The following is a 20,113-nucleotide window of genomic DNA, read 5'->3' on the forward strand; positions in this document are numbered from 1 at the left end:
CGGACGGCCGGCGCGTGCCGTCCGTACCGCGTGTGCCCGGGAAACCGGGTGCACGCGGCGGCCGGGTGCCCGATCATGGCGGCATGTCCGTGAACCCGCACGACGCCCTGCCGATCCGGCTCAACGTAGACGACAGCGACTCCCCGTCCGACGTCGTCGACGCGCTGTTCCTCGGCCGCTTCGCGACGGGCGAGCAGCCGTACTCGCACGCGACGAACATCGACCGCGTGCGGTCCGCCGCCACGCTGCTGCCACAGGGCGCGCGGGTGCTGCGGACCGCCCGCGACGACGACCGCAGCGCGACGCTGGCGGAGGGCGACGGCTGGACGCTGCTCGTCTCGCGGTGGAACCGGGGCGCCGACGTCACGGTGACGGCGACCAGCGCCGAACTGGCGGAGAAGGTGCTCGGCGAGGCGACGGACGGCGCGGCGGACGAGCCCGAACCGCAGCCGGAGAACGTCACGATGGGCTTCTGGTACGTCTCACCTCGCCGTGGCCCGCACCGCACCACCCGGCAGATCTCCGCGGGCACCTGGGAGGAGGTCCGCGCCAACTACACGGCGCCGGTCGCGGACGCGATGGACGGCCTGATGAAGACGGGCCCCGAGGACATCGCGGGCCGCCTGCTGCTCCTGCACGGGCCGCCCGGCACCGGCAAGACCTCGGCGCTGCGCACGCTCGCCCGGTCCTGGCGGGACTGGTGCCAGGTGGACTGCGTCCTCGACCCCGAGCGGCTCTTCTCCGACGTCGGCTATCTGATGGACATCGCCATCGGCGAGGAGGACGCGGCGGGCAAGGGCCGCTGGCGGCTGCTGCTCCTGGAGGACTGCGACGAACTGATCCGCGGCGAGGCAAAGCACACCGCGGGGCAGGCGCTGTCGCGGCTGCTGAACCTCACGGACGGTCTCCTCGGCCAGGGCCGCAACGTCCTCGTCGGCGTCACGACCAACGAGGACCTCGAACGCCTCCACCCCGCCGTCGTCCGCCCCGGCCGCTGCCTGGCCCGCATCGAGGTCGGCCCGCTGACCCGCCGGGAGGCGGTCGGCTGGCTCGGCGACGAGGCCGCGGGCCGGGAGGAAGCAGTGGGCCGCGAGGGCGCCACCCTGGCGGAGCTGTACGCGCTGCGCCGGGGCACCTCGCCCACCGCGCTGCCGGAGCCGCGGTCCGGTTCGGAGGCCGGGCTCTACCTGTAGCCGCTCCAGCTGCTCCGGCTGCTTTGATGGGGGTATGACCCTGTTCGTCGGCACGTCGGGCTGGCAGTACCGGGACTGGCGGGAGGCCTTCTACCCGCCCGGTCTGCCGGTGCGGCTCTGGCTGGAGCGGTATGCGGACGTCTTCCCGACGGTCGAGATCAACAACGCCTTCTACCGGCTGCCGGCGCGCGAGACCTTCGAGGCGTGGCGGGAGCGGGTGCCGCCGGGCTTCGTGGTCGCGGTCAAGGCGAGCCGCTACCTGACGCACATCAGACGACTGCGCGACCCGGCCGAGCCGGTCGAGCGCCTCATGACCCACGCGGCGGGCCTGGGCGACCGACTCGGCCCGGTTTTGCTCCAGCTCCCGCCGACCCTGCGTGCCGACCCGGCCCTCCTGGACACCTGCCTCGCCCGCTTCCCGCCCGGCACACGGGTCGCGGTGGAACCCCGGCACGACTCCTGGTGGACGCCCGAGGTCCGGGAGGTCCTGACCTCCCGGGGCGCGGCCCTGTGCTGGGCGGACGTCCGGGCCCGCCCGGTCACCCCGCTGTGGCGCACCACGGACTGGGGCTACGTCCGCTTCCACGAGGGCCGAGCCACCCCGTGGCCCCACTACGGCCGCCGCTCCCTGTCGACATGGCTCGACCGCATCACCACGACCTGGCCCCCCGGCCAGGACGTCTACGCGTACTTCAACAACGACCAGAACGCGGCAGCGGTGAAGAACGCACAGCTATTCGCAAGGCTGGCGAAACGCGCCCCGTAAGGGGCGCGGGGAACTGCGCGACAAGCCACGACGCACCCGCTGACAGGAGCGCACCGGGACCAGAACGGCGCTCATTCCCCGAAGGCCGCCCGCAGCGCATCCCGCACGGCGGCCAAGGCCTGCGCCTCCGTCAGCCCCAGCCGTCGAGCCCGCTCGGCATAGAGCCCCGCGGCGGACGCGACCTCCCGCTCCGCCGCCGAGCCCGCGGCAGCGACGAACGTCCCGTTGCGCCCCCGCGTCTCGATCACCCCGTCCCCCTCCAGCGCCCGGTACGCCTTGGCGACGGTGTTCGCGGCGAGCCCCAGGGACTCGGCCAGTCCGCGTACGGTCGGCAGCCGGTAGCCGACGGGCAGGGCGCCCGAGCGGGCCTGGTCGGAGATCTGCGCGCGCACCTGCTCGTAGGGCGGCGCGCCGTCGTCGATGTGGATCTTCAAGGTCACGGGGTGATTGTCCCGTATCCCCGCGAAAATGAGAGGCACCCGACGGCCCACCCGCCGTAGCGTGCGCCCACATGACCGTTCTTGTGCGCGACCTGCGCAGCGATGATCCGGCCGATGTCGCGGCCTTCGCCCATGTCCGCCATCTCGCGGTGCCGTTCATCCTGTGGACGCCGGAGGCCGTCGTCCACCGGCTTCTCCACACCCACCCCGACGCCCGGAGCCGCTCCCTGGTCGCGGAGGAGGACGGTGCGGTGATCGGCACGGCGCAGATCGGGCTGGTGCACGACAGCCCGGAGCCCGGCCAGGCCTTCCTCAACGTCTACGTCCACCCGGAGAGGTTCCGGCGCGGGGCCGGCGGGCTGCTGGTGCGCACGGCCGAGGAGTACCTGGCCGGGGAGGGCGCGACGAAGCTGTACTCCTGGGTGCTGGACGGGCCCGCCAACCTGGCCTTCGCCGAGCGGCACGGCTACGAGCGGCGGCGCGCCGCGTACTTCCTCCGGCTGGACCTGGCGGACGCCGCGCTCCCGCCCCTGTGGACCCCTCCCCCGGGCGTCGAACTGCGCACCGCCGCCGACTTCGCGGACGATCCCCGCCCGATGTTCGAGCTGGACGCGGAGACGGTGGCGGACGAACCGAGCGACGTCGACGTCGAGTTCACGGACTACGAGGCGTGGCTCGCGGACACCTGGCGGAACCCGCTGCTGAACCGCGAACTGACGACGGTCGCGGTCGTCGACGGACGTCCCGCCGCCTTCAGCGTCGCCTACACCGACGGCACCCGGTACGCGACCGCGATGACGGGCACGGTCCGCGCGCAGCGCGGCCGGGGCCTGGCCAAGCTCACCAAGACCGCCTCCCTGCACCGGGCCCGCGCCGCCGGCTGCACGGTGGCCTTCACGGGCAACGACACCGACAACGGCCCGATGCTCGCCATCAACAAGTGGCTCGGATACGAGGTCTGCGCGACGGAGGTGCGCCATGTCCGCGAACTCGGCTGAGCCGCCCGCCCGGGTGGACGTCGTCCTGGTCAAGGCGGGCCGTACGAAGATCCGGTACCCGAGTGAGCTGCTGCACGACGACGGCACCCGCCTCGCCGTCCGCGCGCCCTGGGCCGGTGACGGCGTCCGCGACTTCGGCTTCGTGCGCTTCGAGGCCGGCGACGTCTTCACCGAGTACTACTGGCGCGACCGCTGGTACTCGGTGAAGGAGGTACGCACGGCCGCCGGGGCACTGAAGGGCTGGTACTGCGACATCACCCGCCCCGCCGTCCTGACCGGCACGGAGCTGGTCGTCGAGGACCTCGACCTGGACCTGTGGCGCTCCGCCGACGGCACGGACGTACGACGTCTGGACGAGGACGAGTTCACCGCGAGCGGCCTGCCGGACCGCGACCCGCACGCGGCAGCGGCGGCGACGGCCGCACTGGACGAACTGGAACACCTGGCCCGCGGAAACGACTTCACGGACCTGCTGGCGTAGGGCGGTCGTTCGGATCTTGCCGGGGTCGCGCCTCACCCGGGCAACGCGACCACCGCGTAGCGCTCGTCCGTCACCTCCCGCCCCCACAGCGCGGGGTCGTCCGACAGCCGCTCCACGCGCACGCGCCCGGCGAGCGGGGTGAGGAGGGCGGTGAGCAGGTCCGCGGATATGCCGACCGGGGAGACGGTCCCCCACACGCCCTCGACCAGGACCAGCCGACCCCCGGGGCGCAGCAGGTGCCACCAGCGGCTCAGGGCCCGGCCGGGGTCGGGCAGGGCCCACAGGACGTGCCGGACCAGTACGGCGTCGAAGCGCTGCTCGCCCACGGGTGGTGCCGCGGCGTCACCCTCGAGGAACACCGCGTCACGACCGGCGAGTTTGGTCCGGGCCAGCTTCACCATGGCCGGGGACCGGTCGACGCCGGTGACGCGGTGTCCCTGCTCCGCCGCGAGGAGCGACAGGCTGCCGGTGCCGCAGCCCAGGTCGAGGAGGTCGCCGGGCCGTGCGGGCAGCCAAGACGCCAACCGGTCGGCCCAGGCCCGGCGTACGTCCGGATCGCGCAGGCCGTGGTCCGGCTCGTCGTCGAAGTCCGCGGCTTCCGCGTCCCAGTCGACACTCGATGTGGTCGTATCGTCACGGTTGTCGCCCATGCACCCAGCGTGACACCCGCCACTGACAACGGAGTCGGGGCGGGGCGACGTGACAACCGCCACTGACAGGGATGCATCGATGAGTGAGTCTCGGGGAAAGGGTCTACCTCCGTGACAACGCGGAACCCGGTGGATCCGTAAGGAGGCAGCCATGCGCCGTCTGACCGTGCAGAAGCCCCTGAAGAAGAGCGACGCCCGCCGAGTCCGCGAGGAGGCCGACGAGCGGCCCGCGGGGCGGCCGGAGGTGCGCAAGGACATCGCGCGGACCTGGTGGCCGGAGAGCTGACCGGGCGGGCGTGTCATGAGACGCAGAGGCCTCAGGGCAGCCGCTTGCGGTAGTGGACGCGGTCGTAGGGCCCGTCCACCCGGCGCTCCACGAGCTCGTACCCGTACTTCGGGTAGATCTCCTGGTTCTCCCACATCATCGCGTTCGTGTAGAGCCTGACCTCGGGCAGGCCCAGCGCACGCGCGTGCGCGTCCACGAACCGCAGCAGCCGCCGCCCCACACCCCTTCCGTGGGCGTCGGGGTGGACGGCGATGCTGTCGAGGAAGAGATGGCCGGGGCGGACCTCCAGGACGACGAGGCCCACCGGGTTGCCTCCGGGTCCGCAGGCGACGAAGACCCTTCCCGCGGCCACGTTCGCCGCGTGGTCCGCCTCCATGGGCTGCGGCACCACCCCGATGCGCTCGATGTAGGGCCGGTAGGCGGCGTCGGTGACCGCCTTCACCGCGGGTACGTCGCCGGTGACCGCCTGCCGAACCTGTTCTTCTTCCATACCTCGGACGGTAGCGAACCGCGGCTACCTCAGCTCAGCCTGAGCACTCCCTTAACGCGACCATAAGGATCTCCATCACCCGTCTCCAGCAGGCGATTTCACGGTTTCTTGGGGCTAGTTTGCTGATCACCCCACGGGCTCCGGCCCACGTCCCCACGTCCACCGTGACCGTCTCCAGGAGATCCCCATGCCCGCACCCTCCGCGTCCCGCAGGGCCGCCGCCGTCGCCGTCGCCGGTCTCGCCCCGCTCGCCCTGACCACGCTGGCCGCCGCGCCCGCGTCGGCGCACGGCTCGATGGGCGACCCGGTCAGCCGGGTGTCGCAGTGCCACGCCGAGGGCCCCGAGAACCCGCAGTCCGCCGCGTGCAAGGCCGCCGTCGCGGCCGGCGGCACGCAGGCCCTCTACGACTGGAACGGCATCCGCATCGGCAACGCCGCCGGGAAGCACCAGGAGCTGATCCCGGACGGCAAGCTGTGCAGCGCCAACGACCCCGCATTCAAGGGCATGGACCTGGCGCGGGCGGACTGGCCCACGACCAGCGTGAGCAGCGGCTCGTACACCTTCAAGTACCGCGTGACGGCCCCGCACAAGGGCACGTTCAAGGTGTACATCACCAAGCCCGGCTACGACCCGGCGAAGCCGCTGGGCTGGGGCGACCTGGATCTGTCCGCCCCGGTCGCCACGGCCACCGACCCGGCCGCCTCGGGCGGTTTCTACACCTTCTCCGGCAAGCTGCCCGAGCGTTCCGGCAAGCACCTGCTGTACGCGGTGTGGCAGCGTTCCGACAGCCCGGAGGCGTTCTACTCCTGCTCCGACGTCTCGTTCGGCGGCGGCGGTGCCGCGGGCGAGGAGGCGGCGGCCGGCGAGAGCGCGGACGGCGGGAACGCCGGCGGCGAGAGCGCCTCCGGCACCGCCCCGGCGCCCGAGGCCTCCGCGCCCACCGACGAACAGCTCGCCGCCGCGGCCGACAAGTCGACGATCGAGCACCAGGGGCACGGCGACCAGGACGCCGAGACCACCACCGATCCCACGGACCCGGCCACCGCCCCCGACACTCCGGACACCGCGGCCGCCGCGGAGCCCAACCAGGTCAAGGCCGCCGGCGGGGGCACCGAGAACCTCGCCGAGACCGGCGGGGACAGCGGCACGCCCTACATCGCCGTCGGCGGCGCCGCCGCCCTGGCCCTCGGCGCGGCCGCGCTGTTCGCCTCGGTCCGCCGCCGGGCGGTGACGACCGGGGGCCGGCACGGCCGCTGACCGGCGGCACCGGGACACGGGGGGGGACGCGGGGTCCGTACGGCGGCTCAGGCCGGACGGACCCCGCGCGACGTCCCGGACGCCCCGGTCAGCCGAGGACCGAGGCGCAGGTGGTGGGCTTCGCGCGGGCCGGGTCCAGGGCGTTGGCCACCTCGTGGAAGGCGATGCGGTCGAACAGCCCGATCGCCAGGTGCTCGGAGAGGTCGAGGGGGCACAGGTCCTGCAGCAGGACGTTGCGCACCCCGGGACCGCTCAGGTACTGGCTGCGGTACGGAGTGACCACCTCGTCGTACTTCGTGGCGAGGACGGTGTAGCGCACGCCGGGCACCGTGTCGCCGCCCGCGTTCAGCTTGGTCAGGACGTCGGAGCCGACGACCTGGTCGGCGAGGGCGGGGGTGTGCTCGTTGAGCAGGTCCCCGACGCCGGGGAAGTACGGCAGCAGGTTGGTGAGGCCCAGGAGCGTGGTGCCGTGGTTGCTGGGCGCGATCCCGACCAGGGCGTTCACCTCGGCCGCTCCGCCGAGGAACTTCAGGTAGTAGCGGGGCATCATGCCGCCCTGCGAGTGGCCGACGATGTCGGTCTCCGCGGCGCCGGTCGCGGCGAGCACCCTGTCGACGTAGGCGTCCAGTTGCTCCGCCGACTTCTCGACCGGACCGAGGCCGTGGAAGAAAGGGACGCCGGGCAGTTGGCCGTAGTCGAGGGAGAAGACGCAGTAGCCGCGGTTCTTCAGGTAGGGCGCGAGGCCGAGCCAGTTGTCGACGGAGTTCCCGAAGGTGCCGTGGACCAGGACGACGGGGCGGGGATGGGCGGCGGAGGGCTTGCAGCCGTAGTCGTTCCAGCCGGCGCTGGGGCGGGCGTCGGCGGCGTGGGCGGCGGTGGCGGCGGGGAAGAGGGCGACCGCGGCGGTCAGCAGCAGCGCGGTCAGCGGTCTGAGCAATCGTCTCCAGGGCAGCATCAGGTGATCTCCTTGCGGCTCATGGGGGTGCGACAGGGAGGCGCGACGACAGGACGCCCTGTGATCCGGATCACGGGATGCTGTTCACCCGTCAAGTTACGGGCGAGTAGTGCAGGTGTGAAGTTACGCGTCAGTAAAAACTTCCAGTGATAACCCGCGCGCGATGCGCCGCAGGTGATAAAGGGTCACCAGAGACGGGTCACCAGATGGGCCGGACGGGCCCTCCCGGCGCGACGCGCAGCAGACGGTCCCGCAGGGCGCGGACCTCGTCCTCGCCGAGCACCTCGACCCACGCCCCCACGGCCTCCGCCGCCGCCTCCTCCGCGGCGCGCGTGCAGGCCCACCCCGCCCCGGTCAGCACCACCAGCCGGGCGCGCGCGTCGACGGGGTGCGGCCGGCGCTCCGCGTACCCCTTGCGGACCAGCTCGTCGACGAGCTGACTGGCGGCCTGCTTGGTCATCCCGAGGTGCGCGGCGAGGTCGGTGACGGTCGCGCCGTCCGGGGCGAGCCGGGTGAACGCGAAGCCGTGCGCGGGCCGCAGCCCCTCGAAGCCGCGCGCGACGACCCCCTCGTGGATGCGCTGCGTGAGCCCGCCGGCCGCGGCGAGCAGGGCGGCGGAGAGGGCCATGGCGTCGGAGTTCTGCACGGGTGCATTGAAACACCCTTGACGTATTGGTCAAGCGGCTTGACCATAGGGCGAGTGGAATAGTCAAGCAGGTTGACCATTTCGCTTCCACCGGCCGTCGGCCGCGGGCAGTCGGTGGCTGGTCGCGCGGTTCCCCGCGCCCCTTGAGGGGCGTCGACTGGACGCCGGTAAGGGGCGCGGGGAACCGCGCGAGCAACCACGACGCACCCGCGGCCGACAACGCACCTCAAGCCCCCTCACCCGTCCAGGAGCCCCCCCGTGCCCGTCATCCGCTCGTCCGAAGGCGTCACCCACGAGATCCACGGCGCCCGCTTCGTCTCGTACGCCACCCCCCGCACCGGCAGCAGTCAGCTCTGCGCCTGGCGGGGCGAGATCCCGGCGGGGACGCGGGCACCCGCGCACACCGTCGACCGGGAGGAGATCCTCCACCTGCTCACCGGCGAACTGCTGATCGTCCTCGACGGCCGCACCGAGCGCGTCGCGGCGGGCGACACCGTGATCATCGGCCCGGGGGCGACCCTCGCCGTGGAGAATCCCACCGACCGGACGGCGACGACCTGGGTCACCACCTCCGTCGGCCTGACGGCCGAACTGGCCGACGGCACCCGGCTCACCCCGCCGTGGGCCAACTGACCCGCGAGGGACTCAAGCCACCGCCAGGGACCCCGGCATCACCGCACGCGGCCCGAACTTCGCCCGCGCGCGGTCCGCGACCTCCTCGATCCGGCGGACCTTCTCGTCCACGGGGTCGAAGGTGAGCTGGTGAGAGGCCTGTTCGGCGGGGGCGAGGCCCTCGGCGCGCAGGACGACCGACCGGACCCGGGCGCGCTGGAGCCCGAGCGCCTCGTACATGCCGTACGCGGCCCGCGTCAGCGCCGCCGAGTGCGCGGTCGGCTCCTTCAGGGTGCGGCTGCGCGTGGTGGCCGACCGGTCGGCGTAGCGCACGGTGAGGGTGAGGGTGCGGCACACCTTCTCCACGGCGCGCAGCCGGGCGCCCAGTTCCTCGGCGGCCGAGAGCAGGGCGCGGCGGTGCCGGCCGGGGTCAAGCTCGTCGCGGTCGAAGGGGCGTTCGGCGGCAAGGGAGCGGGAGATCCCGTTGGGGACGACCCGGCCGCGGTCGATGCCGTTGGCCTTCTCGTGCAGCTCGCGGCCCGTCCGCGCGCCGAGCAGGCGCTGGAGCGTGGACAGGGGCGCGGCGGCGACCCGGCCGAGGGTGTCGAGGCCGTACTCGCACAGCGTGCGGGCGGTCGCGGTGCCGACGCCGGGCAGCGCGGCGACGGGCTTGCCGGCGAGGAACTCCCGCACCCCGCCCTCGGGTACCGCGCGGGTCAGCCCCGGCCGGGCGTCCCGCAGGGCCATGCGGGCCGGCATCGGGCCCGGCCCGGCGCCGATCAGGCAGTCGACGCCGTACAGCGCGAGGGCGCGGACGCGGATCACCGCGGCCAGCTCAACGGCGTCGCGCCCGAAGTAGCGCTCGGCGCCGCGCAGGTCGGCCAGCGCGCCGTCGGGTGGCAACGCCTCGACGACCGGCGTGAACTCCTCCAGGAGCCCCAGCAGCTGGGGCAGGGCCGCCTCGTGCATCGGCGGCAGCTGGAAACGCACGCAGAGAATGGTCATCCCGCACTCCCCGGACTCTGGTGCCACAACTTCCTTCCCACCGCGGGCCCTTCGCCCGCGGGGCGCAGATCGGCCCAGGGGTGCATCTCGTACCCCGTGGACATGCGGATCCTCCGCTGCCCCCCGTCGCCGTCGGCCGCCTCGGGACCCGCCCCGGGGGCCTCGGCGAGCCGGGCCGCGACGCCCTCCAGGCCCTCCGCGGCCCGCACCTCGAGCAGGTCGGCGAGGTTCCAGGCGGCGGAGCCGACCACGCTGAGGCTGCGCGGGCCGCGCCGCTGCACCACCCCGCGCACCAGCAGCAGCCAGGAGTGGAAGACGGTGTGCGCGCAGGCGTCGTGGGAGTCGTCGAAGAAGGCGAGGTCGACCAGGCCGGTGCCGTCGTCGAGGGTGGAGAAGATGACCCGGCGCCCGGAGCGGATCGGCGGTGTCTGCGTGGCCGCCTTGGCGCCGGCGACCAGCACCGTCTCCCCGTGCCGCGCCTCGCGCAGCCGCTTGGCCGACACCACGCCCAGCTCGCGCAGGAAGGTGCGGTGGTCGTCCATCAGGTTGCGCGAGGCGTCCATGGACAGCACGCCCAGTTCGGCGCTGAGCCGCTCCGCCGAGGTGAGGTCGGGCAGTCCGGCGGACGCGGTCTTCCGGCCGCCGGCCAGGGGCAGTTGGTCGCCGCGTCCGGCCCGGGCGCCGCGGTGCAGTTCGGTCAGGTGCAGTTGCAGGTCGCGGCGGTTGGCGCCGAACGCGTCCAGCGCGCCGACCTGGGCGAGCCGTCCGGCCAGCGGCCTGCTGGGGCGGGCCCGTTCCCAGAAGTCGAGCAGGGAGGCGTACGGCTGCCCGGCGGCGGCCCGTTCCGCCTCGGCCTCGCTGATGCCGTGCACGTCGGAGAGGGCGAGGCGCAGGCCCCACACGGGCTCCCGCCGCTTACCTTCGGACACCAGTTCGATCCTGTGGGCGACCCCGGACTTGTTCACGTCCAACGGCAGGATCGGCACCCCGCGCCGCCGCGCGTCCGCCAGCAGCAGCCGCTTGGGGTACATGCCGGGGTCGTGGGTGAGCAGGCCCGCGTAGAAGGCGGCCGGGTGGTGGGCCTTCAGCCACGCCGACTGGTACGTCGGCACCGCGAAGGCGACCGCGTGCGCCTTGCAGAAGCCGTACGAGCCGAAGGCCTCGATGATCTCCCAGGTGCGCTGAATCGTTTCCGCGTCGTACCCGTGCTCGGCCGCGTGCTGGGCGAACCACACCTTGATCCGCCCCTGCGACTCCGGGTCGGAGAGCCCGCGCCGCACCCGGTCCGCCTCGCCGCGTCCGCAGCCGGTCATGATGTCGACGATGTCGATGATCTGCTCGTGGAAGACGACGACCCCGTACGTCCCCTCCAGCGGCTCCGCCAGGTCCTCGTGCGGGTAGCGCACCGGCGCCCGCCCGTGCCGGGCCTCGATGAACGGCCGCACCATGTCGGCGGCGACCGGACCTGGGCGGAAGAGCGAGATGTCGACCACGAGGTCGTGGAAGGTGGCCGGCTGGAGCCTGCCGACCAGGTCCCGCTGCCCCGGCGACTCGATCTGGAAGCAGCCCAGCGTCTCGGCGGAGCGGATCATCCGGTACGTCGCCGGGTCGCCCTCCGGTACCGCGTCCAGATCGATCTCGGTGCCCGCGGCCCGCTTCACCTCGGCGACCGCGTGCGCCATCGCCGACTGCATCCGCACGCCGAGCACGTCCAGCTTGAGCAGCCCGAGATCCTCGACGTCGTCCTTGTCGAACTGCGCCATCGGGAAGCCCTCGCCGCTGGTCGGCATGACCGGCGTACGGGAGAGCAGGGAGGCGTCGGACAGCAGGACGCCGCAGGGGTGCATGGCGATGCCGCGCGGGAGGGCGTCGAGGCCCTCGACCAGCTCCCAGAACGTGCCGAACCTCCCTCCCCCGTCCCGGCGGGACTCCTCCGCCAGCTCCCTCAGCTCGGGCAGCTCCTCCAGCGCGGCGCGGGCGTCGCGGGCGCGGATGTGCGGGAAGGACTTGGCGACGCGGTCGATCTCGGCCGGGTCCATGGACAGGGCGGCGCCGACGTCGCGGACGGCATGGCGCACCCGGTACGTCTCCGGCATCGCGACCGTGGCGACCCGCTCGGTGCCGAACCGGCCGATGATCGCGCGGTAGACCTCCAGCCGGCGCGCGGACTCCACGTCGATGTCGATGTCGGGCAGCACCACCCGCTCCCTGGACAGGAACCGCTCCATCAGCAGCCCGTGCTCGACCGGGTCGGCGTGCGCGATGCCGAGGAGGTGGTTGACGAGCGAGCCCGCGCCGGAGCCGCGCGCGGCGACCCGGATGCCCATGTGCCGTACGTCGTCCACGACCTGGGCGACGGTGAGGAAGTACGAGGCGAAGCCGTGGTGGGCGATGATGTCCAGCTCGTGGTGCATCCGCTCCCAGTACTCCCGGTGGTCGCGCCGCCGGTCGTAGCCGCGCTGCACCATGCCGGCCACCGCCCGGGAGGCGAGCGCCCGCTGGGCGGTGCGGCGGCCGGCGCCCACGAGGTGGGGTTCGGGGAAGTGGACGGCGCCCATGCCGAGGTCGTCCTCGGGGTCGACCAGGCACTCGGCGGCCGTGGCGCGGGTCTGCTCCAGCAGGCGGTCGGCGGTGTCGCGCCGGAAGCCCGCGGACTCGACGATCCGCTCGGCGGCTTGCCGCATGGCGGCGGCGTCCTTTAGCCAGGCCTCGCCGGAGTCCAGCTCCTTGGTGGCGTCGATGGGGACGAGGCGGCGGGCGGCGTCGAGGACGTCGGCGACCCGGCCCTGCCCGGGGTCGGCGTACCTGACGGCGTTGCTGAGCACCGGCCGGACACCCTGCTCGGCGGCGAGGCCGACGGTACGGGCGGCCAGCCGCAGGGAGCCGGGGCCGGTCCCCTCGCGGCCGTGCCAGACGGCCTCCAGGCGCAGGGCGTCGCCGTAGACCTCCCGCCAGGGGACGAGGAGTTTCGCCGCGCGGTCGGGGCGGCCGGCGGCGAGGGCGCGACCGACGTCGGAGCCGGGGCCGAGCAGGACGGTCAGGCCGTCGGCGTGATTGTCGGCCCAGGCGAGCCGCGGGGTCTCCTCGGCGGTGTGGACGGCGGAGACGAGGCGGCACAGGTCCGCCCAGCCGCGGGCGCCGTCACGGGCGAGAAAGGTGACCCGCGGGGCCGACTCGTCGACGAAGGCGCCGCCGCGCACGGGGACGCGGCGCCGGTCCCGGCGTACGGAGGTCTCCGTGCGGCCGGCCCCGGACTCGGGGGCGGCCACCGCCAGGTCCGCGCCGAACAGCGGGCGGACACCCGCCTTCGCGCAGGCCTTGGCGAAGCGGACCGTGCCCGCGAGGGTGTCGCGGTCGGTGAGGGCGAGGGCGTCCATGCCCCGCTCCGAGGCGCGCTCGGCCAGCCGCTCCGGGTGGGAGGCGCCGTAGCGGGCGGAGAACCCGGAGACGGTGTGCAGATGCGTGAAACCCGGCACACGCACCTCCCGATCTCATGAACCGACGTCCTGGGCCCTACGCCTATCGAACGCCTGTTCCCAACTACCTCACCCCCACCATAGACCAATTTTCGAATGTGTGTACGACATCCGTTCGGCCCCGTCCCACCTGCGCAAACACCCTCAGGACCGGACCGTGAGGACATGTCACACACACCGGGCGACCCCGGCACGCGAAGCAGCTCCTTCCTCTCCGAGGTGAAGGACGCCGTCACCCCGCGGGCCACCCTGCTCGTGCTCGGCGTGATCGCGCTCCAGCTGCTCTTCATCGCCTCCTACGTGGGTGCGCTGCACGACCCGAAGCCGAGGGACGTGCCCTTCGGGGTGGTCGCGCCCCCGGCGGCCGCCGACCGGACGGTGGGCGCGCTGGAGGCGCTGCCCGGGTCGCCGCTGGACCCGCGGCCGGTGGCCGACGCGGCGAGCGCCCGCAGGCAGATCGAGAACCGGGACATCGACGGCGCCCTGGTCGTCGGGGGCTCCGGCCGCACCGACACCCTGCTGGTCGCCTCCGGCGGCGGCACCGTCCTCGCCACCACCCTGGAGGGGCTGGTCGCCGAGGTGGAGCGGAGCCAGGACCGCGCGGTACGCACCGTCGACGTGGCCCCCGCCTCGGCCCAGGACTTCGACGGGCTGTCGTCGTTCTACCTGGTGGTGGGCTGGTGTGTCGGCGGCTATCTGTGCGCCTCGATCCTGGCGATCAGCACCGGCGCCCGGCCGGCCAACCCGCGCCGCGCGGGGATCCGGCTGATCGTGATGGCTCTGGTGTCGATCGCCGGCGGACTCGGCGGCGCGGTGATCGTCGGTCCGATCCTGGGCGCGCTGCCCGGCAGTGTGGTGGACCTGTGGGGGCTCGGCGCGCTGATCACCTTCGCGGTGGGCGCCGCCACGCTCGCCCTCCAGGGGGTCTTCGGGATCGTCGGGATCGGGCTGGCGATCCTGCTGGTGGTGATCGCGGGCAATCCGAGTGCGGGCGGGGCCTTCCCGCTGCCGATGCTGCCGCCGTTCTGGCAGGCGATCGGACCGGCGCTGCCGCCGGGCGCGGGCACCTGGGCGGCGCGTTCGATCGCGTACTTCGAGGCGAACGACGTGACCGAGTCCCTGCTGGTGCTGTGGGCGTGGGCGGTCGCGGGAACGGTCATCGCGATGCTGGCGTCCGTACTGCGCCGCGAACGCCGGGAGCCGGAGCTGCCCACGCGGGCCGGCTGACCCACGGCCTCGCACACACGGGGACGTACACGCACGGACGCACACACGCGGAAGTCCCGCCCCACAAGGGACGGGACTCCTGCGTGCCGTGTACCGCGCGTGCTCAACCGATCTGCGTACCGGTGGCCGACAGGGCCTCCGTCACCGGCTGGAAGAAGGTCTCGCCGCCGGAGGTGCAGTCGCCGCTGCCGCCGGAGGTGAGGCCGACCGCCTTGTCGCCCGAGAAGAGCGAGCCGCCGCTGTCGCCGGGCTCGGCGCAGACGTCGGTCTGGATCAGGCCGTTGACGACGTCGCCGTTGCCGTAGTTGACGGTGGCGTCCAGGCCGGTCACCTTGCCGTCGTGCACCTGGGTGGTGGAGCCGCTGCGGGTGACCTCCATGCCGACGGTGGCGTCGGCGGCGCCCGAGATGGCCTGGGTGGAACCGTTGTAGAGGTTCACCTCGCTCGGGTGGTCCACGTCGCCGCTGTACTTGACGAGGCCGTAGTCGTTGTCCGGGAAGCTGGACGTCACGTTCTCGCCGAGCTGGTTGCCCGAGGAGTCCTGCCAGCTGGTGATGCCCTCGGTGCAGTGCCCGGCGGTCAGGAAGTGCGGCTCGCCGCCCTTGGTGACGTTGAAGCCGAGCGAGCAGCGCCCGCTGCCGTCGGTGATGGCGTCGCCGCCCGCGATGAAGGGCTTGTACTCACCCTTGGTGCGCTTGAGTTCGGCCTTGGCGCCGAGCCCGTCGACCACCTTGGTCAGCTTGGTCAGCTCGGCCTTGGAGACCGTGCGGTCCGCGGTGACGACGACCTTGTTGGTGGTCGGGTCGGTCGCCCAGGACGTGCCCGGGATGGCCGCGTCCTCGGTGAGCGTGGTGCGCGCGCTCTTCAGCTCGGCGAGCGAGTTCTCCACGACTCTCGCCTTGGCGCCGGCCTCCTCGACGGTCTGCGCGGCGGCGTTGTCGAGCACGTTGACCACGAGGCTCTTCGCCTGTGCGTCGTAGTACGTGCCCGCGGCGTCGGTGCCGAGGTCGCCGAGGAGCGTGGAGGCGAGCTTTCCGGCCGCTGCGACCGAGAGGGTCTCGGGGGCGGCGGCCTGCGGGGCCTCACTGGCGTTCGCACTCTGGAAGGTGACGCCGGCCGCGACCAGCGCGGTGATGCCCGCGCCTACGACTGCGGCCCGTCGCCTGGGTATGCGTCGGTGCTTCAACTCATGTCCTCCTGTGGGGGGTCGGCCCGGGAGGTTGTGGGGACCTCGCGAACCGGAAGGCTGGTTGACGAGCGCTAACTCTTCCGATTCCACAGGGAGCACACAAGGTCGACTTCGAGACGTGCGCACGACAACTTCAGCGTGGTCACACGACCTTCACCATTCATGTCCCTTCCAGCAGGATTCACGGAGCGAACGCACCAGCAAACGCTACGGGCGAGTAACCGAAGACCGGCCGAACCGTGCCCACCCTGTCCGAAAGTCACCTCTTGCTTTCCGGGCATCGAATGTGCGTCTACACGCGGTGGTCGCGCGGAGCCGTCCGGACCCGGGCACGGGAGAGCCCCCGCACACCGGTTGGTGTACGGGGGCTCGTCGCGCTGCCGACCGGGCCGGACTAGTAGACGCTGACGCCGTAGGCGCTCAGGGCCTCCGTGACCGGCTGGAAGAACGTCGTACCGCCGGAGGAGCAGTTGCCGCTGCCGCCGGAGGTCAGACCGTACGCGGTGCCGTTGCTGCCGTAGAGCGAGCCGCCGGAGTCGCCGGGCTCGGCACAGACCGTGGTCTGGATCAGCCCGCCGACGACGTCGCCGCCGCCGTAGTTGACGGTGGCGTTCAGGGCGGTGACCCGGCCGCTGTGGGTGCCGGTCGTGGAACCGTCGCGGATGACGGTGGTGCCCACGCTCGGGGTGGCGGCGCGGGTGATGTCCACGCCGTTCGCGGTACCGGGCCGCGAGACCGAGCCCTGGTACCGCACGATGCCGTAGTCGTTGCCCGGGAAGCTGGAGCCCGCCGTCTGTCCGATGACGGTGCCGCCGGAGCTGGAGCGCCAGGCGCCGGCGCCGTCGGTGCAGTGACCGGCGGTCAGGAAGTACTCGGTGCCGTTGGAGGCGCGGACGTTGAAGCCGAGGGAGCAGCGCCAGCTGCTCGCGTAGATGGCGTCACCGCCCTGGATGAGCTTGTTGAACGTGCCGGGGGTGCGCTTGACCGTGAGCGCGCCGGCCTTGTCGCCGGCCTGCTCCTTGATCTTCGCGATCTCGGCCTGGGAGACGGTGCTGTCGACGGTGAGCAGCACCCGGCCGGACTTGCTGTCGACGGCCCAGGCGGTGCCGGGGACGTCGGCCTTGAGCACCGCGCCGCTGGCACTGCTGAGTTCGGCGGCGCTGAAGGTGACCGGGGCGGGTGCCGCGGTCGCGCTGGGGATCGCGACGGCGGCCGCGGCCACGAGGCCGGTGGTTACGGCGATCAGCCGGGTCCGTCTCGTGATGCCGCTGCGGGGGGTGGTGCGCTTGATCCTCACTTTTCGTTCCTCCACATGGGAAGTCGGGGGCCCTCGTGTGGGGTTGGGCCCGTGAGGCGCAGCCAGGGACGGACCTCCGGGTTCCGGATACGTCGTGCCCCTGACAAGCGCTGAGGTTGGAGTATTCGGCCGAACGACCGGTCGGCACAAGGGCGCCTTTCGGCCGTTGATCTTTGAACGACCTTTACCAACCCCCGCTGAACCTCAGCGCAGTTCCCGCTCTCCGGCCTCGACGCGGACCGCCAGCGTGTTCCCCGGCGGCGGGAAGGGACAGACGAAGTGGTCGGCGAACGCGCACGGCGGCAGCAGCGCGCGGTTGAGGTCGACCGTCGTACGGCCCTCGGCGTCCGGCGCGGCCGGGCGCAGGAAGCGGAAGCGGTAACTGGTGCTTCCGCTGGTGCCGTCGGCGAAGACCGCCCACAGCGAACCGTCGTCCTCGACGCTCACCTGGAGCGTGTGCTCCCGCCCGCCCAGGGCGAAGGCCAGCTCCCCGCCGAGGGCCAGGCCGCGCTCCCTGCCGTCCGCGTTCGGCACCCGCACGCTGCGCCGCCCGGTTCCGTACGGTGTGAAGCGCCCCGGTACCGACCAGCGCGGATCGTACGGGGTGGCCGCGATGCCGCGGAACGCCCGCCGCGGGCCGGCCGCCGGGTCGAAGTCGCGCACGCCCCACAGGTCCTCGCGGACCAGCACGACCAGCCGCCGCTCCCCGAGCGCCACCCGGGCCGCACCGGCCGGCCCCGCGTCGGCGGTGAGCCGCACCTCACCGTCGAGGGGCCGCCCGTCCACGGTGAGCCCGTCGGCACCGGCGGCCGTCAGCAGCACCGCGTCGCCGTCCGCCGCCCACCGCCCGGGGATGTCCGGAAGTTGCCCGTCCGGATGGTCCGCCAGCCAGTGCGTGCCGGTGAGGGCGAGCGGCCCGTAGGGCGCCGACACCGTCGCCACACGGTGTTCGTGCCACCGCTTCCACTCGTCGGATGCCTCCGTCGTCATGGGATCAACCCTCCCACACCGGTTCGCCCAGACCCAGGTGGGAGCGGAGGGTGGCGCCCTCGTACGCGGTACGGAAGACGCCGCGCTCCTGCAGCAACGGGACCACCCGGTCCACGAACTCGTCCAGCCCGCCCGGGGCCGGGTGCGGCACGAGGACGAAGCCGTCGGCGGCGTCCCGCGCCACGAACTCCGTCAGCTCGGCGGCGACCTGCTCGGGGGTGCGGGCCCCGGCACCGGTCTCCCCGAGGACCACGGTGACACCGGACATGATCCTGAGGTCGTCCGGGTCGCGGCCGTACGCCGCCAGGCGCCGCTTCACGTCGGCGTAGCAGGCCCGGCCGGCCTCCAGGGTGGCGTGCCGTGCGAGGAGCACGTCGGCCGAGGACGCGGCGAGCTCCCGGCCCTCCTCGGAGTCGTCCGCCTGGATCACCACCGGGTGCCCCTGCGGGGAGCGGGGCAGGGTGAACTCGCCCGCGATGTCGAAGTGCCGCCCGTGGTGGGCGAAGGGACGAGGGGTGCCGTCGGGGGTCCAGGAGTCCCACAGTTCCCGCGCGGTGGACACGAACTCGGCGGCACGTACGTACCGCTCGGACCGGTCGAGGTGGCCGCGGCGCCGGAAGTTCTCGCCGGTGGAGGCGTCGGAGGAGGTCGCCACGTGCCAGGCCGCCCGGCCGCCGCTGAGGTGGTCCAGGGTGGCGAGCCGTCGGGCGAGTTCGAAGGGCTCGTTGAAGGTGGCGTCGGCGGTGGCCGCAAGCCCGAGACGCTCGGTGACGGCGGCGAGGGCGTTCAGCACGGTCAGGGGCTCGGGGCGGCCGGCCGCGTCCAAGTCGTGGACGCGGCCCTCGCGCCCGCCCGGCCGCGGCTCCTCCGCGAGGAGGAAGAAGTCGAACAGGCCGCGCTCGGCGGTACGGGCGAGGTGCTCGAAGGAGGCGAACTCGATCTGCGGGCCCGAACAGGTACCGGCCCGGACGGTCGTGGGGCCGGCGCCCGGGAAGTGCGCGGCCAGGTGCATCCTCTTGGGTCCGGTCATGACGCTCCCCGCGCGACGGCGTACTGGTTGGCGGGCCGGGCCAGGCCCAGGTGCTCCCGGAGTGTGCCGCCCGGGTAGAAGGTGCGGAACAGCCCCCGGTGCCGGAGCAGGGAGACGGTGCCGTTGACGAGGCGTTCCAGGTCGCGGCCCGGCTCGACCGGCCTCAGATGGAAGCCGTCGACGGTGCCGTCCCGGTGCCAGGCGGCGATCAGTTCGGCCAGGTCGACGGGGCCGCCGCGGTAGAGCGGGCCGCGCGGGGTGGGCCGGGGGCCGCCTCCGCCGTGGCCGGGGGCCGCCGCGTACTCGCCGGACCCGAGGTCGATGTCCAGGGCCGCGAGGACCCGCAGATCGTCGGGGTCCCGGCCGTACGCCGCCGCGGACGCCCGCAGTTCGGCCCGCGCGACGGCGGCGCGACCGGGGTCCGCGGTGCGGACGAGGGCCACGTCCGCGTACCGGGCGGCTACCGCGCGGGCCGGCCCGCCGGTGGCGTCCACCACGCGCACGGGGTGCCCCTGCGGGGGCCGCGGCACGGGCGAGGGACCCCGGACCGAGAAGGCGGAGCCGGTGAAGTCGACGTGGTGCGGCGTGTCCCGGTCGGCGAAGCGGCCGGTGCCCGTGCCCCGGATCTCGGCGTCGCCCTGCCGGCTGTCCCACAGGCGGGCCGCCACGTCGGCGACCTCGCCGGCCTCCTGCCACAGCGCGTCGGCGGGCGCGGCGTGCCGACGGCCGAAGAGACGGGCTTCGCCCTCGGTGGTGGACACCTCGATCCGCCAGCCGGCCCGGCCGCGGCTGACCCAGTCGAGGGTCGCCACGGCGGCCTGGACGTGAAAGGGCTCGGTGTGGGTGGTGGTGAGGGTGGGGACCAGGCCGACCCGCCGTGTGGCGGGCGCCACCCGGGCCAGGACGGCCGAAGCGTCGGGGCCGGGGCGGGCGAGGCCGTCGTCCAGCGTCACGAAGTCGAGCGTGCCGCGTTCGGCGAGGCGCGCCGCCGCCAGGTACTCGCCGGCGTCGTACACGGACCGCCGGTCGAGGGCTGCGGCCAGGTGCAACCGGCGCGGGACATGGGAGGAGGACATGCGAAGGCTCCGTGACATCGAGTCAGTCGGACACGGTGGATGGTGCCT

The 20,113-nt window shown here is 73.4% G+C and carries 20 protein-coding genes; 8 read left to right on the top strand and 12 right to left on the bottom strand.

Features of this window, described 5'->3' with window-relative positions; genetic code table 11:
* Positions 1-83: 83 nt before the first annotated feature.
* Together ACGF3J_RS33725 and ACGF3J_RS33730 are read left to right on the top strand one after the other, a co-directional pair.
* Positions 84-1,193: a DUF5925 domain-containing protein gene (locus tag ACGF3J_RS33725; RefSeq protein WP_161332803.1), complete on the top strand. Its 1,110-nt coding sequence runs from the start codon at positions 84-86 to the stop codon at positions 1,191-1,193.
* A 34-nt stretch (positions 1,194-1,227) separates the two neighbouring features.
* Positions 1,228-1,959 (top strand): DUF72 domain-containing protein, encoded by a 732-nt coding sequence (locus ACGF3J_RS33730; RefSeq protein ID WP_161332804.1) that lies wholly within the window; start codon positions 1,228-1,230, stop codon positions 1,957-1,959.
* A gap of 71 nt (positions 1,960-2,030) precedes the next feature.
* Here the strand turns inward: ACGF3J_RS33730 and ACGF3J_RS33735 are convergent, their stop codons facing one another.
* Positions 2,031-2,399, bottom strand: coding sequence for a GntR family transcriptional regulator (locus ACGF3J_RS33735; RefSeq protein ID WP_161332805.1), 369 nt, complete (start codon positions 2,397-2,399; stop codon positions 2,031-2,033).
* A gap of 71 nt (positions 2,400-2,470) precedes the next feature.
* Here ACGF3J_RS33735 and ACGF3J_RS33740 point away from each other — a divergent pair, with 71 nt between their 5' ends.
* Together ACGF3J_RS33740 and ACGF3J_RS33745 are read left to right on the top strand one after the other, a co-directional pair.
* Positions 2,471-3,397 carry a GNAT family N-acetyltransferase gene (locus ACGF3J_RS33740; protein ID WP_161332806.1) on the top strand — a complete coding sequence of 309 codons (927 nt, stop codon included), beginning with the start codon at positions 2,471-2,473 and terminating at the stop codon, positions 3,395-3,397.
* Entirely contained in the window at positions 3,378-3,878 is a 501-nt protein-coding gene (locus ACGF3J_RS33745) for a DUF402 domain-containing protein (RefSeq protein ID WP_161332807.1), read from the top strand. Before ACGF3J_RS33740 ends, ACGF3J_RS33745 begins: the two co-directional genes overlap by 20 nt.
* Before the next feature lie 32 nt (positions 3,879-3,910).
* Here ACGF3J_RS33745 and ACGF3J_RS33750 read toward each other — a convergent pair whose 3' ends face one another.
* On the bottom strand, positions 3,911-4,528 hold the full coding sequence (locus ACGF3J_RS33750; RefSeq protein ID WP_161332808.1) for a class I SAM-dependent methyltransferase: 618 nt from the start codon (positions 4,526-4,528) through the stop codon (positions 3,911-3,913).
* Between the two features lie 151 nt (positions 4,529-4,679).
* Between ACGF3J_RS33750 and ACGF3J_RS33755 the strand changes: the two genes are divergently transcribed.
* Positions 4,680-4,814, top strand: a complete 135-nt coding sequence (locus tag ACGF3J_RS33755) for a hypothetical protein (RefSeq protein WP_272924244.1) — start codon at positions 4,680-4,682, stop codon at positions 4,812-4,814.
* Between the two features lie 31 nt (positions 4,815-4,845).
* On the opposite strand, the gene ACGF3J_RS33760 is transcribed toward ACGF3J_RS33755, so the two are convergent.
* Positions 4,846-5,304 (bottom strand): GNAT family N-acetyltransferase, encoded by a 459-nt coding sequence (locus tag ACGF3J_RS33760; protein ID WP_161332809.1) that lies wholly within the window; start codon positions 5,302-5,304, stop codon positions 4,846-4,848.
* Between the two features lie 187 nt (positions 5,305-5,491).
* Between ACGF3J_RS33760 and ACGF3J_RS33765 the strand changes: the two genes are divergently transcribed.
* Positions 5,492-6,562 carry a lytic polysaccharide monooxygenase gene (locus tag ACGF3J_RS33765; protein ID WP_393855535.1) on the top strand — a complete coding sequence of 357 codons (1,071 nt, stop codon included), beginning with the start codon at positions 5,492-5,494 and terminating at the stop codon, positions 6,560-6,562.
* Between the two features lie 88 nt (positions 6,563-6,650).
* Here ACGF3J_RS33765 and ACGF3J_RS33770 read toward each other — a convergent pair whose 3' ends face one another.
* Positions 6,651-7,517 carry a triacylglycerol lipase gene (locus ACGF3J_RS33770; RefSeq protein WP_161325986.1) on the bottom strand — a complete coding sequence of 289 codons (867 nt, stop codon included), beginning with the start codon at positions 7,515-7,517 and terminating at the stop codon, positions 6,651-6,653.
* Positions 7,518-7,716: 199 nt separating this feature from the next.
* A complete protein-coding gene (locus ACGF3J_RS33775) occupies positions 7,717-8,163 on the bottom strand; it encodes a MarR family winged helix-turn-helix transcriptional regulator (RefSeq protein WP_161325987.1) in 447 nt (148 codons plus the stop codon).
* A gap of 258 nt (positions 8,164-8,421) precedes the next feature.
* Between ACGF3J_RS33775 and ACGF3J_RS33780 the strand changes: the two genes are divergently transcribed.
* Positions 8,422-8,796, top strand: coding sequence for a cupin domain-containing protein (locus ACGF3J_RS33780; RefSeq protein WP_161331547.1), 375 nt, complete (start codon positions 8,422-8,424; stop codon positions 8,794-8,796).
* Between the two features lie 12 nt (positions 8,797-8,808).
* Here ACGF3J_RS33780 and ACGF3J_RS33785 read toward each other — a convergent pair whose 3' ends face one another.
* Complete coding sequence (locus ACGF3J_RS33785) at positions 8,809-9,780, bottom strand: hypothetical protein (RefSeq protein WP_161331546.1); 972 nt, start codon at positions 9,778-9,780, stop codon at positions 8,809-8,811.
* Entirely contained in the window at positions 9,777-13,256 is a 3,480-nt protein-coding gene (locus ACGF3J_RS33790; protein ID WP_393855536.1) for a DNA polymerase III subunit alpha, read from the bottom strand. The genes ACGF3J_RS33785 and ACGF3J_RS33790 overlap by 4 nt, the downstream gene beginning before the upstream one ends.
* Positions 13,257-13,421: 165 nt before the next feature.
* On the opposite strand from ACGF3J_RS33790, the gene ACGF3J_RS33795 reads away from it, so the two are divergent.
* A complete protein-coding gene (locus ACGF3J_RS33795) occupies positions 13,422-14,483 on the top strand; it encodes a DUF3533 domain-containing protein (protein WP_161327472.1) in 1,062 nt (353 codons plus the stop codon).
* Between the two features lie 103 nt (positions 14,484-14,586).
* Here ACGF3J_RS33795 and ACGF3J_RS33800 read toward each other — a convergent pair whose 3' ends face one another.
* From ACGF3J_RS33800 to ACGF3J_RS33820, 5 genes are all read right to left on the bottom strand, one after another.
* On the bottom strand, positions 14,587-15,669 hold the full coding sequence (locus tag ACGF3J_RS33800; protein ID WP_161327471.1) for a S1 family peptidase: 1,083 nt from the start codon (positions 15,667-15,669) through the stop codon (positions 14,587-14,589).
* Between the two features lie 397 nt (positions 15,670-16,066).
* Positions 16,067-16,969 (bottom strand): S1 family peptidase, encoded by a 903-nt coding sequence (locus tag ACGF3J_RS33805; RefSeq protein WP_161327470.1) that lies wholly within the window; start codon positions 16,967-16,969, stop codon positions 16,067-16,069.
* A 204-nt stretch (positions 16,970-17,173) separates the two neighbouring features.
* Entirely contained in the window at positions 17,174-17,959 is a 786-nt protein-coding gene (locus tag ACGF3J_RS33810; protein ID WP_161327469.1) for a DUF1684 domain-containing protein, read from the bottom strand.
* Positions 17,960-17,963: 4 nt separating this feature from the next.
* The gene (locus ACGF3J_RS33815; RefSeq protein ID WP_161327468.1) at positions 17,964-18,989 is read right to left on the bottom strand and encodes an LLM class flavin-dependent oxidoreductase; all 1,026 of its coding nucleotides are present in this window, start codon (positions 18,987-18,989) and stop codon (positions 17,964-17,966) included.
* Complete coding sequence (locus ACGF3J_RS33820; RefSeq protein WP_393855537.1) at positions 18,986-20,065, bottom strand: LLM class flavin-dependent oxidoreductase; 1,080 nt, start codon at positions 20,063-20,065, stop codon at positions 18,986-18,988. The genes ACGF3J_RS33815 and ACGF3J_RS33820 overlap by 4 nt, the downstream gene beginning before the upstream one ends.
* Positions 20,066-20,113: the final 48 nt, after the last annotated feature.

The sequence above is a fragment of the Streptomyces sp. NPDC048171 genome (assembly GCF_043202655.1).
Taxonomy (GTDB): Bacteria; Actinomycetota; Actinomycetes; order Streptomycetales; family Streptomycetaceae; genus Streptomyces.

Coding starts and splice junctions, on each gene's coding strand:
- ACGF3J_RS33745 (WP_161332807.1), top strand. CDS start 3,378: ATGTCCGCGAACTCGGCTGAGCCGCCCGCCCGGGTGGACGTCGTCCTG.
- ACGF3J_RS33815 (WP_161327468.1), bottom strand. CDS start 18,989: ATGACCGGACCCAAGAGGATGCACCTGGCCGCGCACTTCCCGGGCGCC.
- ACGF3J_RS33725 (WP_161332803.1), top strand. CDS start 84: ATGTCCGTGAACCCGCACGACGCCCTGCCGATCCGGCTCAACGTAGAC.
- ACGF3J_RS33760 (WP_161332809.1), bottom strand. CDS start 5,304: ATGGAAGAAGAACAGGTTCGGCAGGCGGTCACCGGCGACGTACCCGCG.
- ACGF3J_RS33820 (WP_393855537.1), bottom strand. CDS start 20,065: ATGTCCTCCTCCCATGTCCCGCGCCGGTTGCACCTGGCCGCAGCCCTC.
- ACGF3J_RS33740 (WP_161332806.1), top strand. CDS start 2,471: ATGACCGTTCTTGTGCGCGACCTGCGCAGCGATGATCCGGCCGATGTC.
- ACGF3J_RS33785 (WP_161331546.1), bottom strand. CDS start 9,780: ATGACCATTCTCTGCGTGCGTTTCCAGCTGCCGCCGATGCACGAGGCG.
- ACGF3J_RS33755 (WP_272924244.1), top strand. CDS start 4,680: ATGCGCCGTCTGACCGTGCAGAAGCCCCTGAAGAAGAGCGACGCCCGC.
- ACGF3J_RS33795 (WP_161327472.1), top strand. CDS start 13,422: ATGTCACACACACCGGGCGACCCCGGCACGCGAAGCAGCTCCTTCCTC.
- ACGF3J_RS33750 (WP_161332808.1), bottom strand. CDS start 4,528: ATGGGCGACAACCGTGACGATACGACCACATCGAGTGTCGACTGGGAC.
- ACGF3J_RS33810 (WP_161327469.1), bottom strand. CDS start 17,959: ATGACGACGGAGGCATCCGACGAGTGGAAGCGGTGGCACGAACACCGT.
- ACGF3J_RS33765 (WP_393855535.1), top strand. CDS start 5,492: ATGCCCGCACCCTCCGCGTCCCGCAGGGCCGCCGCCGTCGCCGTCGCC.
- ACGF3J_RS33770 (WP_161325986.1), bottom strand. CDS start 7,517: ATGCTGCCCTGGAGACGATTGCTCAGACCGCTGACCGCGCTGCTGCTG.
- ACGF3J_RS33730 (WP_161332804.1), top strand. CDS start 1,228: ATGACCCTGTTCGTCGGCACGTCGGGCTGGCAGTACCGGGACTGGCGG.